This window comes from Paenibacillus ferrarius (assembly GCF_002027705.1).
In the GTDB taxonomy this organism is placed as follows: Bacteria; Bacillota; Bacilli; order Paenibacillales; family NBRC-103111; genus Paenibacillus_E; species Paenibacillus_E ferrarius.
Genome location: NZ_MBTG01000012.1, coordinates 189,561 through 204,109 on the forward strand (window position 1 = coordinate 189,561; position 14,549 = coordinate 204,109).

Below are 14,549 nucleotides of genomic sequence, written 5' to 3' on the forward strand. Positions count from 1 at the left end.
CTGTTACAACCTATATCCGATAATGCATATCGGATTATAATAAATTGTGATTGACGAGTTTTAATAAAAGATGTTAATCTATGGATAGAAATTTTCAATCCTGTGACTACCGTTTGAACGGAGACGCTTCTACCTCGATCTAGAGGAGAGTGTCTCTTTTTTTTATCCCAAAAAGGAGATGAATGCGATGACAGAGCCATTACTTCGTATCGAACATTTAAACAAGACATTCCAGTCCAGCAAAGGGGCTGTCCAAGCTTTGCATCATATTCAATTGCAAGTAAAGGAAGGGGAATTTATTACCGTTATTGGACCCAGTGGCTGCGGGAAAAGCACGCTGCTTAAGATTATAGCCGGCTTGGATGTGCAGCATAACGGGGATGTTCGACTTGGCGGTCAACCGATTAAAGGTCCGGGTATTGATAAAGGTTTCATTTTTCAAGAACCGCGATTATTCCCTTGGCTGACTGTAGAGAAAAATATTGCGGCTGACCTCTCGCTAAGGGATGGGGAGGTTCGGAGAAAAGTCGATGAACTGATCGAGCTCGTTCGCTTGGAAGGATTTCAGAAATCATTCCCCAGGGAACTTTCCGGTGGGATGGCTCAACGTGTTGCAATCGCTCGAGCGCTGCTTCGCAATCCGAAAGTTTTGCTGCTGGATGAGCCGTTCGGAGCACTGGACGCTTTTACGCGAACGCATATGCAGGAAGTGCTGATTGACATTTGGGAAAAAAATAAAACAACGATGATTTTTGTGACGCACGATATCGATGAAGCTATTTATCTGGGCAATCGTGTCGTTATCCTCAAACCGCGTCCTGGTGCAATTCGGAACATTATTCCGATTGACCTGCCGGTTCCCAGGAAAAAAACAACCACTTCTTTTCAAGAGCTGCGCTTAAAGGTGTTAAGTGAATTCGAGAAAATTGAAGAGCTGGAGCTAATCGATAGTTCCGGCATCTAGTCGAAGAGGGGGATCGCGCAATGAGCCAACAGGGTAAATTGGCAGGTATGAATCTAGACGTGGCACAGAAGCCAAGTTTGACGGATAAGCAAATAAGACTAAAGCAGCGTTTGAAACGCGCATATTTGGGGGCGATTGTACCTATCGCAGTGCTGATTGCATGGCAGGTATTAGGCCAATCAGGCATTATTTCATCCCTGCTGTTTCCAACGCCGATGCGGATTATTAGTGCGGGAATTCGCCTGATACAAACCGGTGAGCTATATGAAAATATCAAAATCAGCGTATTTCGCGCCATTTCAGGCTTCCTTTTGGGTGGCACATTGGGGCTAGCCTTTGGCATTTTTGTTGGTTTATTTCGCCGAACAGAAAGGGCGCTGGATCCGACCGTTCAAATGATTCGAATGGTGCCTCATTTGGCAATTGCGCCGCTTTTTATCCTATGGTTTGGGATTGGGGAAACGGCGAAAATTCTTTTAATTGCAAAAGGTGCCTTTTTCCCGCTCTATATCAATGCATTCCTAGGCATTCGCGGTGTAGATAATAAATTGTTTGATGTGACGCGAGTACTTGGATTCAGTAAATGGAAGCAAGTGATTCGATTAACGATTCCTGGTGCGTTGCCTCATATTTTGTTAGGTGTCCGCATCTCACTTGGCGTATCCTGGCTGGGTTTGGTCGTAGCAGAGTTGATGGGTTCTACATCTGGCATTGGCTATATGATGTCGGATGCGCGGCAATTTTCCAAAACGCCGGTTGTTTTCGTAGGCATTCTGATATTCGCCGTCTTCGGTATTGCAGCCGATTCCGCTGTAAGAGGACTTGAACGCAAATGGCTTAGCTGGCAGGACAGTTACAAAGGACATTAAGAAATGAATTCATAAGATGCAGGAGGGTGCGGCAATGAGCAATAGTGTTAAAGCGCTTAGGCAAACACAGGGTATAGGAAAATCTGAAGGGGCAGAGCTAGGTTTTCTGCGAGTAAAATGGTTCAAAGACAAATTAAATGATATTGTCATCGGTTCTATCTTGCCTTTGCTGCTTCTGGTTATTTGGCAGGTATCAGGCGATTTGTCCTTATTTTCACCTAACTTTCTGCCGACGCCTTTACGCATTTTGGCTGAGTTCCAAACCTTGATTGGATCAGGAGAACTTATCCATCATTTAGCGATTTCGCTCCAGCGAGCGGCTGTTGGCTTTTTAATTGGAGGCGCGATAGGGCTTCTTTTTGGGTTTCTTGCCGGCTTTATTCAAAAGTTTGAATTCATGCTGGATCCCTCTTTTCAAATGCTGCGGATGATTCCCCATTTGGCCATTGCCCCTTTAATCATATTGTGGTTTGGTTTTGGGGAGGTTTCGAAAATCGTTATCATTGCAATTGGCGCCTTTTTTCCCATGTACATTTATACCTTTCTGGGGATACGCAGTGTAGATTACAAGTTGTTTGAGGTTGCTCAAGTACTCAATTTCAGCAAGGCGAAACAGATTTTTCGCTTAATTCTTCCGGCTTCTTTGCCAGGTATTTTATTAGGCTTACGGCTGTCGGTGGCCATATCTTGGTTAGGTCTTGTCGTTGCAGAATTAATTGGCTCGCAGGAAGGGATTGGTTTTCTAATTAATTATGGCAAGCAAAACTCGAGTGCAGAGCTTATTTTTGTTGGTGTCATCATTTTTGCTATTATCGGCAAGCTCGTCGATTCATTGGTTCGTTTATTGGAAAGAAAATGGCTTAGCTGGAGAGACAGTTTCCAAGGCTAAATCGACATCGACATCAAGGAGGATGACATATGGGAAAAGCCCAGCATACAAAATGGGAAGCTGATGTACTGGTTATTGGCGGTGGACCGGCAGGCGCGTGGGCCGCTTGGAGCGCAGCCAAACAAAACGCCAAGGTTATCTTGGTTGACAAAGGATATCTGGGATCAAGCGGAGCGACCGCACCAGGCGGCACGAATCTTCTGTATCTTCCTCCAGATCCCGAGCTGCGAGAGAAAGCGGTGCAGCAGCGCTACAAGGAAAGCGGATATTTGGCCGAACCTGAGTGGATTCATCGGGTTTTGGATCAAGTGTATGAAAGCTTGGTTATGGTTGAAAATTGGGGTTATCCATTTCGCAGAGATGAGAATGGCGTTCCGCTGCGCGATCATTTGCAAGGGCCGGAGTATATGAAACTCATGCGCAAGCAAGTGAGTCGTGCGGGCGTGAAAATTCTGGATCAATCACCGGCCCTGGAGCTGCTGGTCGATGAGCATGGAGTTGGAGGGGCGCGGGGGATATCGAGACTAGACGATACCGAATGGGAAGTTCGCGCCAATGCGGTTGTCATTGCAACAGGAGGCTGCGCTTTTCTAAGCAAAGGGTTAGGCTGCAATGTCCTGACTGGCGATGGTCTCTTAATGGCGAGCGAGCTGGGGGCAGAGCTGTCTGGGATGGAGTTTACTAGGCAATATGCGCCAAGCACAGCTTTTGGTACGGTGACACGCGGCCGGTTGTTGAATTGGGCTACCTATACATCGGAAGACGGGACTGTACTGCAAGCTGGCGGGCCCCGAGCAGGCGATTTCTTGCCGAGTATGCTGAGCAAAGGGCCTGTATATGCAGTGCTTAATCATGCGGATACAGCAGAAAAGCAGCAGATTCTGCGAAAATCGCATGCGATTTTCTTCCTGCCTCTGGATCGCGCTGGCATCGATCCGTTCAAAGAGCGTTTCCCTCTCACGCTTCGCTATGAGGGGACGGTGAGAGGCACGGGCGGCATTCGCCTAACGGATGAAAGCTGCGCTTCCACCGTGCCAGGTCTTTATGCCGCCGGCGATGCCGCTACCCGTGAGCGAGTCACGGGCGCGAAATCAGGGGGAGGCGCCTTCAACGCCTCCTGGGCCATTTCCTCCGGCACGTGGTCGGGTGCCGGCGCTGCGAAGCATGCGCTGGCGCAGAACCGCAGCGCAGGAGAAAGAGATCTGCGACCGGCCGGCCGATACGGTCTGGTCCATGAGGAGCCGCCGACTGGCAGCGTGCTTGATGCGGCGGCGCTCGTGAAAGCTGTCCAGCAAGAGGTGTTTCCGCTGGACATTAATTACTTCCGCAGCGAGCCCGTACTCCGTCAATCGTTGGAGCGATTGAACGGTCTGTGGGCGAGCGTACAAGGGGCAGTGACGCCAACGGTACAGGGCCGCGTTCGCTCGCGTGAAGTCACGGCGATGATCGCGACGGCGAGATGGATGTATACGGCAGCTCTAGAGCGAAAAGAGACGCGCGGCTTGCATATGTTCCAAGAATATCCGGAGACTGACCCCAAGCAGCAGGTCCGGCTCATTGTATCTGGTATTGATGAGATTCAAGTTCGAAAAGAAAGACCATCGACACAGGAGGTTGTTGTCCAATGATTGAATTCGTAAGCGCCGAAAGATGCGTTGGCTGCACGTTGTGTGTGAAGGTGTGCCCAACGAATGTTTTTGACAAAGGAGAGGATGGAGTTCCTACCCTGGCTAGACAGGAGGATTGCCAAACTTGCTTTATTTGTGAAGCTTACTGTCCGGTTGATGCGCTTTATGTAGCGCCTTTCGCAGAGCCGCTCGATGTTTCTCCACAAGAGGAGGAGCTTATAGAAGCGAAGCTGCTGGGGAGTTGGAGAGAAACGATAGGCTGGGGCAAGGGCCGCACGACGTTAGCTGAACTGGATACCACGCCATTCATCGATCTCATTTTACCGCAGCGTCGATGACTTTAATATTCAATATGTGTCTTATCTTATGTATGGTTGTCTCTGGCAGGCAGCTTGTCAACGAGTCTAGCTAAAAGCTCTACAAGCATCAGCTTCTCAGCTGGGCTGAACTGCTCGAAGGGTTCGGCTAATTTATTTTTCCATGCTTGTTCCGTCTGTTTAATGACGTCATAGCCAGCTTCTGTCAAAAGAACGGTCTTGACGCGCGTATCGCTTTCACTCGTTCGGCGTACAACGAGCCCCGCTTTCTCCAAGCGATCAAGCATTTGGGACATCGTGCTTTGCTGGACATCGAGCTTAATCGCTAATTGTCCGACTGTCTGGTTCTCTTCCGTGGAGAGATGGCGAAGCAGCAGCCATTGAACACGGGTAATCGTGCGGCTCTCAAGGCCGAAGGTTGTATACCGCAGATAACGATTAACCGCCAAAAGCGAAGCGGCAAGCTGGTCTAACGTATCCGGTTTGTTCATTCGATTCACTCCATAGGTTGGTTTCTTATTGGGTCAATTATATAGTGGACCTAAATATAATTCAATCAATAAATGGAAAATAATGCGATTTTAGTGAGGTTGTTGAAGGGATTATACTTATAAAACATAGTTGACGAATATAAAATGAAGTGCTACTATGGTTTTAATCATAGTAAACAACTTGGTTTATAGTTGATTGAATGAATGGCATAACCACTCGGCCAACCGTATAAACGGAGGCGTTCCTTTCATAAAGGGATGCCTCTTTTTTGTTTCATTAAGGGAGCGTGATGGAACATGCACAGGATTTCAAACAGCTTCAATGAAGATATGGGGAGGCAATGAGGATGGCAAAGGTGTGGGAGGATCAAGAATTGCGGTTATCAGCAGATGTTCTAGTCATTGGAGGGGGCCCAGCGGGAACTTGGGCAGCTTTGACGGCGTCAACGAACGGCTCCAAAGTTATTCTGGTTGATAAAGGCTATTGTGGAACTAGTGGAGCAACGGCGCCATCAGGTACAGGCGTTTGGTATATTAAGCCGGAGGAGAAGCTGCGTGAAGAAGCGAGGCAAAGCCGTTATTTGCTGGGCGGCAAGCTGGCGGAAGTCCCTTGGATGAATCGGGTATTGGATCGTACGTATGAGAACATGAACAAGCTGGGCACATTAGGATACCCTTTTCCCAAGGACGATGTCGGTGATCCCTATAAACGCGGCTTGCAAGGACCTGAGTATATGAAGCTTATGCGTAAATTGGTTCAAAAAGCGGGCGTACAGATCCTTGATCACAGTCCGGTTCTAGAATTGCTGGCCGATGAACATGGGGTTGGCGGAGCGACTGGCATAAGAACTCAAACCGGCCAAACCTGGACCGTACATGCCGGAGCTGTCGTTATTGCGACTGGCGGCTGTGCTTTTCTGAGCAAAGCTTTAGGAACTAACGTACTGACTGGGGATGGTTATTTACTAGCTGCTGAAGCTGGGGCGGATTTCTCGGGGATGGAATTCTCGAATGCTTATGCCATTTGTCCAACGTTTTCCTCGGTTACCAAAACAGCGTACTATCGTTATGCCTCCTTCTATTACGAAGATGGCACGATCGTTGAGGGAGCCGGTTCACAGCGCGGACGTTCCATCATTGCCCGCAATTTGCTGCAAGGACGCCAAGTTTATGCAAGCTTGGATCAAGCGCCTGAGGACATTCGTCCATTGCTGCGTGTAAATCAAACGAACTTTTTCCTGCCGTTCGATCGGCTGGGCATTGATCCATTTAAAGATAAGTTTCCGGTTACCCTTCGCTTGGAAGGCACGGTTCGCGGAACTGGCGGCATTCGCGTCGTTGACGAGAAGTGCTCGACTATTGTGCCTGGCCTATATGCGGCAGGGGATGCAGCAACGCGTGAACTTATCTGTGGAGGATTCACAGGCGGAGGCAGCCATAATGCGGCTTGGGCGATGTCATCGGGCTCATTTGCAGGGGAAGGAGCCTCCCAATTCGCACGTGAGCTTGGTGATAAAGCGGCTCGTCGTCAATTGAAAAGCGTATCTACAACGACTTTTACGAAAAGCGGCACTGGCAGCGACAAGGCCAAATCGAGCGAAGCGATTCGAGCTGTTCAGGAAGAGGTTATGCCGTATGACCGGAATTTGTTCCGAACACAGAAAGGTCTTGAAGGCTCGCTGAATCGGCTGGATGGCTTGTGGCACGATCTTCGGGAGCGTGAAGCTACATTGGACTTGGAAGGGGTTAGGCACAGAGAGGCAACTGCCATGACGGCAACGGCACGTTGGATGTATAACACGGCTCAAGTGAGAACGGAAACAAGAGGGATGCATAAGCGAGAGGATTTCCCGGATTTGGACAGCACGCAAGGATACCGCTTGATCAGCGGGGGTCTTGACCAAGTGTGGGTTCATAAAGCGGAAGAGACGAAGGAGGCTGTTCCCCAATGATTGAGCTGGTGAGCGAATCCAAATGCATTGAATGCAATATCTGTGTTTCCGTGTGCCCTACGAATGTATTCGATAAAGGTGACAACGGTATTCCCGTCATTGCACGTCAAAGTGATTGCCAAACTTGCTTCATGTGCGAGCTGTATTGTCCTGCTGACGCCCTGTATGTGGCAGCTGATGCAGAGGGGCCAACACTCGTGAGTGAGGAGCAGCTAGATGAACATGGGTTATTTGGCGGCTATCGGGAAAAAGTCGGATGGGGCCCTGGCCGTAAGCCAGTTGCCCAGCATCCTTATCTGTACGAACTAGCAAAGAGAACCGCCATTGGATAAATGGACGGCGTTAACCTGAGAGGAGATTAAGTCACAATGAGATCGTATGTGAATCAAAGAAAAAGGGGACTGTTCCACAAAGTAAACGTGATTCTGCTTGCTGGTGCTATGATGGCTTTCTTAGCGGCTTGCGGCAAATCAGATGGAGGTGCCAAGCCTGCGGATGCCAGTGCGACAGCTAGTAGCGGAAGCGCCAAAGCGCAACCGCCAAGTGTTCTGAATTATGGCTACATCGGGACAAACAAGCTTAATTTTCCAGGCGGCGCAGAAGGATGGGGCTTCTACAAAGGAATTATTCAGGATGAGCTGAAGAAATACGGGATCACTGAAGTTAAGCTCGTGGCTTTCCCGAACGGACCTGACCAAAGTGAGTCGCTGATTAGCGGCAGACTGGATTTCGGCAGCTTGGGAGACACCCCAGCGCTGCTAGCCCGCTCCACTGGAGCTAAAACGAGAGCTATTACGCAAGGGGCGACAGATAGTGTCGGCTATTTGATCGGGAAAAAAGGTGGCCCGCAAACCCTCGCTGATCTGAAAGGGAAGACCGTCGCCATTCAGAAGGGCTCGTTCATGCATCGTTATATCGCAGGATTAGTGAAAGAACAGAACATTCCCGATGTGAAATTTATCCATATGCTTCGTCCAGATGGTGAAGCTGCTCTCTCACGGGGAGAAGTAGATGCGATGACGAACAGTGCGATTTTCGCTTTAAAGCAAATTGATCAAGGGTATCCATTGATTGATGAAGCCACGAAGCATCCTAATTTAATCGGCACTAGTATTACGGTAGTCTCGGAAGAGTATCTGAAGAAATTCCCTGATTTCCAAAAGGTATGGAATGAAGCCAGGTTAAAGGCACTTAAGGATTTGCAAGCCAAGCCAGATGAATATTACCAATTTCTATCCCAGCTCAACGGCTTTACACCTGAGCTGAATAAGAAAGTATCTCCGATCGCTACGATTAAAGATGTTAATTTTACTGATGACGGCGTTAAGCTGCTGGAAGGTACGAAGAAATTTCTGGTGGATGAAAAATTGGCCGAAAAGGATTTCGATTTGAATCAGTGGATTTTAAAATAAGACGAAGTTACTTTCCGTAACGAAAGGATTGAATACACATGACAACTACTCAAACGGGTTATCAAGCGGTGATTACGCAGGAGGTCGAAGCGCATCGCAAGGCGGAATATCCGGTGCATCCTGTTTTTCTGAATCGCTGGTCTTCCCGCGCTTTTGAAGCGAAAGAGGTAACGAATGAAACCCTATATACGATTCTGGAAGCAGCGCGCTGGGCGCCATCGAGCAGCAATCTTCAGCCATGGCGGTTTATCGTTGCAAAAACCGAGGAGCAAAAGCAAAAGTTTCAAACGTTTATTAAACCGAATAATCAATTATGGACCGTGCATGCGCCTGTATTAGTGTTAATCCTTTCTCACAAGCTTCGCCAAGATGGAGAACTGAATGGCGCGCATGCTTTCGATGCTGGCGCAGCCTGGGCTTCGATTGCGTTTCAGGCGCATTTGTTAGGCTTGGCGACACGTGCTGTCGGTGGATATGAGAAGGACAAGGCACGCGAGGTGCTTCAGGTGCCAGCTGATTATGAGCTGCATGCTGTGATTGCGCTTGGCTATCGCGGGGCGCGTGAAACGTTGTCAGCTGAGTTCCAAGAGCGAGAGCTGCCGAATGGCCGCAGATCACTGAATGAAAGCATTATTGAAGGTTCCTTTTAACTGCATGAGGCAGTGAAAGAAGGCTTTCAAACATGAATAAAAATGGTGGACAGGATGCTTCCTGCTCCGCCATTTTTTTATTTATAAGTGCGTGCAGCTGTACTTTTCGAAGGAAAATATTGATATGCATAAGTACCGACAGATTTAAGGAGGTGCAAAGTGCGAGGAAGTGATGAATTCGCCTACGGGTTACAACGGATGAATGAAGATATTAAATATTCGGCTTCTCGATTGGAGGCTTGCAGCAATTGCTTCGAAATTCTAAAGGATAGATTAGATCGTCTGTGTGATTTTATAAACAGCTTAGAAAATGTGCGGCAGTGGTCTTTATGGAACCATGACCCGACTGTGCAGGAACAATCACGGAAGCTTAGAACGACAGCTGTGAAAGCTCTTTGCGATTTGGAGAAATATCAGTCAAGGCGCATACATAATGAGGAAACTCAAATAAGTGAGTATATTCAAAAGCTGTCACATTCAGTCCGAGCGGATGTAACTTGTATGCAAGTAACCGAGCGGTCAAAGGTTGTGTTTATTGGTTCCGGTGCTTTGCCTTTATCCGCGCTAACGATTGCACAGGAATCAGGTGCAGAAGTCTTATGTCTGGATATTGATTCGGAAGCTTTGGAGCTTGGGCGTCATATGGCAGCGATGTCTGGCCTTGGTTCCCGTGTTACTTTCTCTCATAAAAGGATAAGTGAATTAGCTGTTGCGCGTGAGGCTACGCATTTCATCATTGCTTCGCTCGTTGAGAATAAGCTGGAGTTACTGGAAGAGCTTAAGCATGCCGCGCATGATCAAGCTAGAATTCTGATCAGATACGGAAACGGACTGAAATCGTTATTCAATTATCCGCTCGAGGCTGATTTATCTGAGGACTGGACGATGAATACGCTAGGAACACAGGGGCATCTTTATGACACGATTATTTTGGAGAGAGCGATCCAATTGAAGGGCGTGTGACGGTCGCCTTGTAGCTGACAGGCAGCTGATGGAGGGACTAAGGCTGGAGCTCTGTGGCAAGCCGGTTTCATTGGATTTTTTCCAGTGCATGCTAGTTTGTAGAGTTTGAAGGAAGATTCCACTGGATAAACTCCAATGCATAATCTGAAAAACGGACATAGAGAGGTATAATGGAAATTTTCATTGGATTATTTCCAGTCCAAGCTTGCAAAAGACTCTGTGACGGGTGATCTCATTGTACGAATTCCAATGAGAAGAAAAAAACCGTTTGTGTATCTTTCATCCTGCCATCCTGAATTTGAACAAGGGGCAATCCTCAAGTTTTATCTACTTGAGGATTGCCCCTTTAGTGATCATTAAGGATATACGATTGGTGAATAAACTGTTGAAGGATACGGATCGATGAGCACAGGAGTTGCATCCATGTGATACGCATTTCAAGTGTTTTATTACGATGTTATTTTTAGGCTATCAGAATACCAAAGAAAGTATCTATCTTCTCCTATGAAGTCGATGGCAGGACAATTAGACTAGAAGCAGGATAATAGACCACTTGAAGCGAAGGCATGTGAAACAAATTGCAGCCACGAGGTGATCACGATTCATTTATTAATTGTCGAGGATGAAATACGGCTCCGGCATGCACTTGCCAATAACATTCCTTGGGACCAATATGGCATTGAGGTGGTTGGGCAAGCTGGGAATGGAACAGAAGCCTTGAGGTTGATTGAGCGTAAAAAGCCTGAAATTGTGTTATTGGATTTACAGATGCCGGAAATGGATGGGCTGACATTGGCCAGAAAACTAAGGCAAACGGATCCTTTATTGAAAATTATCGTGTTAAGCGGCCATGATGACTTCGCGTACGCACAAGAGGCGCTGGAACTCGGAGTTCTGAAATATTTGCTGAAACCGGCTGGTGAAGAAGAGATTTTGATGACCGTGCTGGAAGCCGCCGAAAGGTTAAAAAAAGAGCTTGAACAGCGCCATAATCAAGATGAGCTGAAAGAGAAATGGAAACTCCATCTGCCATTTTTAATTAATGATTTTATGCAGGGATGGTTGAATGGCAAATTTGAAGCGTGGGAAATTGAGTACAAAAGCAATGCCCTGCAGCTTGAGCTAACCATGGATGACAAGTACGCAGTTGTCGTGATTGATATGGACCCTATCTCAGAGGCCGAACAACGGTTTAGCAAAAGGGACACCCCGCTGCTGCAATTTTCGCTCAGCAGCATTGTGAAGGAATTCCTGCAGTCTGAACGATGCTGGGTTTCGACGGATTATGCAGGCTGTTCTGTCGTTGTGTTTCAAGTGGCCGGCAATCAAGAGGCAAACATCGTTTTGCAGAAAATCAATACGATTACTGAAAAGCTGCTGTTTACTGTTCATAGCTGTCTTAGACTAACGGCAAGTGCGGGAATCAGCGGGGCAATAGGCGGCGGCGAGGATATGAATAAGCTGTACATACAAGCTGTTCGCGCGCTGCAGAACCGAATTGTACTTGGTCATGACTTGGCAATTCCCTATCGCGAAGAGCAAGGCAGAGAATTGGCTTTGATGTTGGAACCGAATCTGGAGAAAGCGCTGGAGATTGCTCTGGAGACAGGGGAAGGCGACAAGGCCAGCGAAATGATGACAGCCATTTGGGATGGCGCAGTGGCGAAGCTGCTGACGTTCGGGGATATGCAAGAGCACATCTTGTATTTTGCCAGTCTATTTGTGCGAATGATACAGAAACAGGGTTGGTCGGTTCAGGAAGTGGCAGGCGACGATTATATGTATTTTGTGAATCACAGAGAATTGACAACAAAGGAACAAATTTTGTTATGGCTGCAGCGAATGATTAAGGCCTATTTAAACTACGCCAATCAGCGAAGAAAATCAACAAGTCATAGCATAATTAAAACCATCCTGAGTCTTGTTGAGAAAGAAATCGACCAAGAAATGACGCTGCATGCTGTTGCAGATAGGCTGTATGTCAACTCCTCCTACCTAAGCCGATTATTTAAGCAGGAAACAGGCAAAGCCTTTTCGACGTATGTACTGGAACGGAAAATGGAGAGAGCCAAAGCCACCTTGCAAGAAGGGGTTAGGGTGTATGATGCAGCAGCAGCAGTTGGCTACAGGGACGTAAGTTATTTTACAAGAGTATTTCGCAAATTCTGGGGTGTGACGCCCGGCGAAGTGCGTAATTAAGTGCATGAGAAACGAGCAAATGACCTTCCTGATCCTCGGGAAGGCTTTTTTGCGCTGAAAGGAAGGGCGAATCCTCTGCGGTTTCTCCGAGAAGTTATCAAAGTACCAAAACAAGTAATATTACTCTAATTCGCATTAAATGGACGGATGATACACTAAATCTAAGATCAATAGGCAAGAGGGAGGAGTCACCATGAGAGAACCGACCATCACAGAGAAAAGTGTTAGAAGTGCGAAGAAAACCGTGAAAAAGAGTTATACGAGGCAATTATGGATTGATATTCGGAAGGATTGGGACTTGTATCTGGCTCTCATTCCTGGCATCGCTTTTCTGCTGCTGTTCAAGTACACCCCCATGTATGGCATTATTATCGCTTTTAAGGACTTCAATATTTTCGAGGGAATGTCGGCAAGTCCGTGGGTAGGATGGAAGCATTTCGAGAAATTGATATCATCCGCCAGTTTTTTGCAAGTATTTCAGAACACGCTGCTTATATCTGTTTATAAAATTGTTTTTCTATTCCCGCTGCCTATCATCATCGCAATTTTATTGAATGAACTGAAACATATAGCCTTTAAGCGAAGCGTACAAACGGTGATCTACCTGCCCCATTTCTTATCGTGGGTTATTGTCAGTGGATTGTTCATTGATCTGCTTTCAACGAATGGCGGGATTGTTAACAAAATGATTGTCGCACTAGGCGGCGAACCCATTCGTTTTTTTCTGGACAGCCATATTTTTCGTTCTGTGCTTGTAGCTTCAGCAGGCTGGAAAGACCTCGGTTGGAATACAATCATCTATTTGGCTGCTTTGGCAGGTATCGATCCCGGATTATATGAATCCGCCAAAATGGATGGTGCAAATAGATGGAAGCAAATCGTACATATCACGCTGCCAGGTCTGCTGCCAATCATCCTGCTCATGTTCATTCTACGGCTAGGTTATGTGCTGGAGGCAGGCACGGAGCAAGTGCTTGTCATGTACAATCCAAGTGTTTATAATGTCGCCGACGTTATCGGCACCTATGTTTACCGAATCGGCCTTGGCGAACAGGATTACAGCTTTTCAACGGCAGTAGGCGTCTTCGAATCGGTGGTCGCGTTTATTTTGATCATTTCGGGGAATAGCCTGTCGCGGAAGTTTTTTGGACGAGGCATCTGGTAGTCGCGGAAAGAAGGAGGAACACGCATGCAAGTGAACAACGTTGTGAAAACAGCAAGCAGGAAGAAAACGGGCGGTCTTCGAACCTCATCCAGTGAGAAAATCTTTCACGTAATCAATTATGCATTCTTTATTCTGCTTGGGCTTTCTACGATCTTTCCCTTTATTAATCTAATCGCCAAATCGCTCAGCGGGGAAGCAGCTGTCGTCTCCGGCATGGTTTCTTTGTATCCGATTGATTTCCAAGTGGGCACTTACAAATATGTGGCAAGCAATTCCTTGTTCCTGAATGCTTTCTTGGTTTCCGTTACGGTGACATTAGTAGGATCAGTTCTGGCATTAATCATGACAACACTTGCCGCATATCCCTTATCAAAGCCGAGGCTGCGTGGACGCAAGATTTTTATCCTCCTGTATTTGTTCACCATGCTGTTCAGCGGGGGATTGATACCGACTTACTTGCTCATGCACAAGCTTCATCTGATCGACAAACTACCCGTATTATTTCTGCCTTTTATGATTAACGTGTACAACATGCTGATTATCAAAAGTTACTTCGAAAGCTTGCCCGATAGCCTGGAAGAGTCAGCCAAGATCGATGGAGCAAGCAATATCCGCATCCTGCTGCGTATTATTTTGCCGCTGTCGCTTCCTGTGTTAGCTACGATCGGGCTGTTCTACGCCGTAACGTTCTGGAATGATTATTTCACTTCGCTAATTTACATTAATTCGGCTAATCTGAAGCCTTTGCAGCTGTACTTGAAAGAGCTGTTCGTCACTTCGACAGATGTGTTCCTTAGAACGAATGTGGATGCATCCCTCAATGTTTCACCGCAATCCATCCAAGCCGCTTCGATTATTCTTGCCACACTGCCAATTATCGTCGTGTATCCTTTCCTTCAAAAATATTTTGTGAAAGGCGTTCTGGTAGGATCTGTTAAAGGATGAGAAAAGCAGTTGTGCGTATGAAAGGTGGTGATCGCGGGAGATATCAGCTTGGTTCAGGGTTCTTGAAGGTAGGCACTGGCATTGTCCCATGATCACAAATGAAAA

General features: G+C 47.1%; 14 protein-coding genes. 13 read left to right on the plus strand and 1 reads right to left on the minus strand.

The window, feature by feature from the left end; all coding sequences use genetic code 11:
* Positions 1 to 187: 187 nt before the first annotated feature.
* The 5 genes from BC351_RS14170 to BC351_RS14190 are packed head-to-tail and all read left to right on the plus strand — an operon-like array spanning position 188 to position 4,688.
* The gene (locus tag BC351_RS14170; protein ID WP_079413045.1) at positions 188 to 964 is read left to right on the plus strand and encodes an ABC transporter ATP-binding protein; all 777 of its coding nucleotides are present in this window, start codon (positions 188 to 190) and stop codon (positions 962 to 964) included.
* Between the two features lie 20 nt (positions 965 to 984).
* Entirely contained in the window at positions 985 to 1,833 is an 849-nt protein-coding gene (locus BC351_RS14175) for an ABC transporter permease (protein ID WP_425270921.1), read from the plus strand.
* A 34-nt stretch (positions 1,834 to 1,867) separates the two neighbouring features.
* Positions 1,868 to 2,722, plus strand: a complete 855-nt coding sequence (locus BC351_RS14180) for an ABC transporter permease (RefSeq protein WP_079413047.1) — start codon at positions 1,868 to 1,870, stop codon at positions 2,720 to 2,722.
* A gap of 29 nt (positions 2,723 to 2,751) precedes the next feature.
* Positions 2,752 to 4,350 (plus strand): FAD-dependent oxidoreductase, encoded by a 1,599-nt coding sequence (locus BC351_RS14185; RefSeq protein WP_079413049.1) that lies wholly within the window; start codon positions 2,752 to 2,754, stop codon positions 4,348 to 4,350.
* Positions 4,347 to 4,688: a 4Fe-4S dicluster domain-containing protein gene (locus tag BC351_RS14190; protein ID WP_079413051.1), complete on the plus strand. Its 342-nt coding sequence runs from the start codon at positions 4,347 to 4,349 to the stop codon at positions 4,686 to 4,688. Before BC351_RS14185 ends, BC351_RS14190 begins: the two co-directional genes overlap by 4 nt.
* A 26-nt stretch (positions 4,689 to 4,714) precedes the next feature.
* Here the strand turns inward: BC351_RS14190 and BC351_RS14195 are convergent, their stop codons facing one another.
* Positions 4,715 to 5,158, minus strand: a complete 444-nt coding sequence (locus BC351_RS14195; RefSeq protein WP_079413053.1) for a MarR family winged helix-turn-helix transcriptional regulator — start codon at positions 5,156 to 5,158, stop codon at positions 4,715 to 4,717.
* A 347-nt stretch (positions 5,159 to 5,505) separates the two neighbouring features.
* Here BC351_RS14195 and BC351_RS14200 point away from each other — a divergent pair, with 347 nt between their 5' ends.
* From BC351_RS14200 to BC351_RS14235, 8 genes are all read left to right on the plus strand, one after another.
* Entirely contained in the window at positions 5,506 to 7,110 is a 1,605-nt protein-coding gene (locus tag BC351_RS14200; protein WP_079413055.1) for an FAD-dependent oxidoreductase, read from the plus strand.
* Entirely contained in the window at positions 7,107 to 7,442 is a 336-nt protein-coding gene (locus BC351_RS14205; RefSeq protein WP_079413057.1) for a 4Fe-4S dicluster domain-containing protein, read from the plus strand. The genes BC351_RS14200 and BC351_RS14205 overlap by 4 nt, the downstream gene beginning before the upstream one ends.
* A 36-nt stretch (positions 7,443 to 7,478) precedes the next feature.
* Positions 7,479 to 8,522 (plus strand): ABC transporter substrate-binding protein, encoded by a 1,044-nt coding sequence (locus BC351_RS14210; RefSeq protein WP_079413059.1) that lies wholly within the window; start codon positions 7,479 to 7,481, stop codon positions 8,520 to 8,522.
* Positions 8,523 to 8,560: 38 nt separating this feature from the next.
* A complete protein-coding gene (locus BC351_RS14215) occupies positions 8,561 to 9,172 on the plus strand; it encodes a nitroreductase family protein (RefSeq protein ID WP_079413061.1) in 612 nt (203 codons plus the stop codon).
* A 159-nt stretch (positions 9,173 to 9,331) separates the two neighbouring features.
* On the plus strand, positions 9,332 to 10,135 hold the full coding sequence (locus BC351_RS14220) for a nicotianamine synthase family protein (protein ID WP_144028390.1): 804 nt from the start codon (positions 9,332 to 9,334) through the stop codon (positions 10,133 to 10,135).
* A gap of 591 nt (positions 10,136 to 10,726) precedes the next feature.
* Positions 10,727 to 12,334 (plus strand): response regulator transcription factor, encoded by a 1,608-nt coding sequence (locus tag BC351_RS14225; protein WP_341865991.1) that lies wholly within the window; start codon positions 10,727 to 10,729, stop codon positions 12,332 to 12,334.
* Positions 12,335 to 12,527: 193 nt separating this feature from the next.
* On the plus strand, positions 12,528 to 13,499 hold the full coding sequence (locus BC351_RS14230) for an ABC transporter permease (protein ID WP_079413063.1): 972 nt from the start codon (positions 12,528 to 12,530) through the stop codon (positions 13,497 to 13,499).
* A 24-nt stretch (positions 13,500 to 13,523) separates the two neighbouring features.
* On the plus strand, positions 13,524 to 14,444 hold the full coding sequence (locus BC351_RS14235) for a carbohydrate ABC transporter permease (RefSeq protein WP_079413065.1): 921 nt from the start codon (positions 13,524 to 13,526) through the stop codon (positions 14,442 to 14,444).
* Positions 14,445 to 14,549 lie beyond the last annotated feature (105 nt).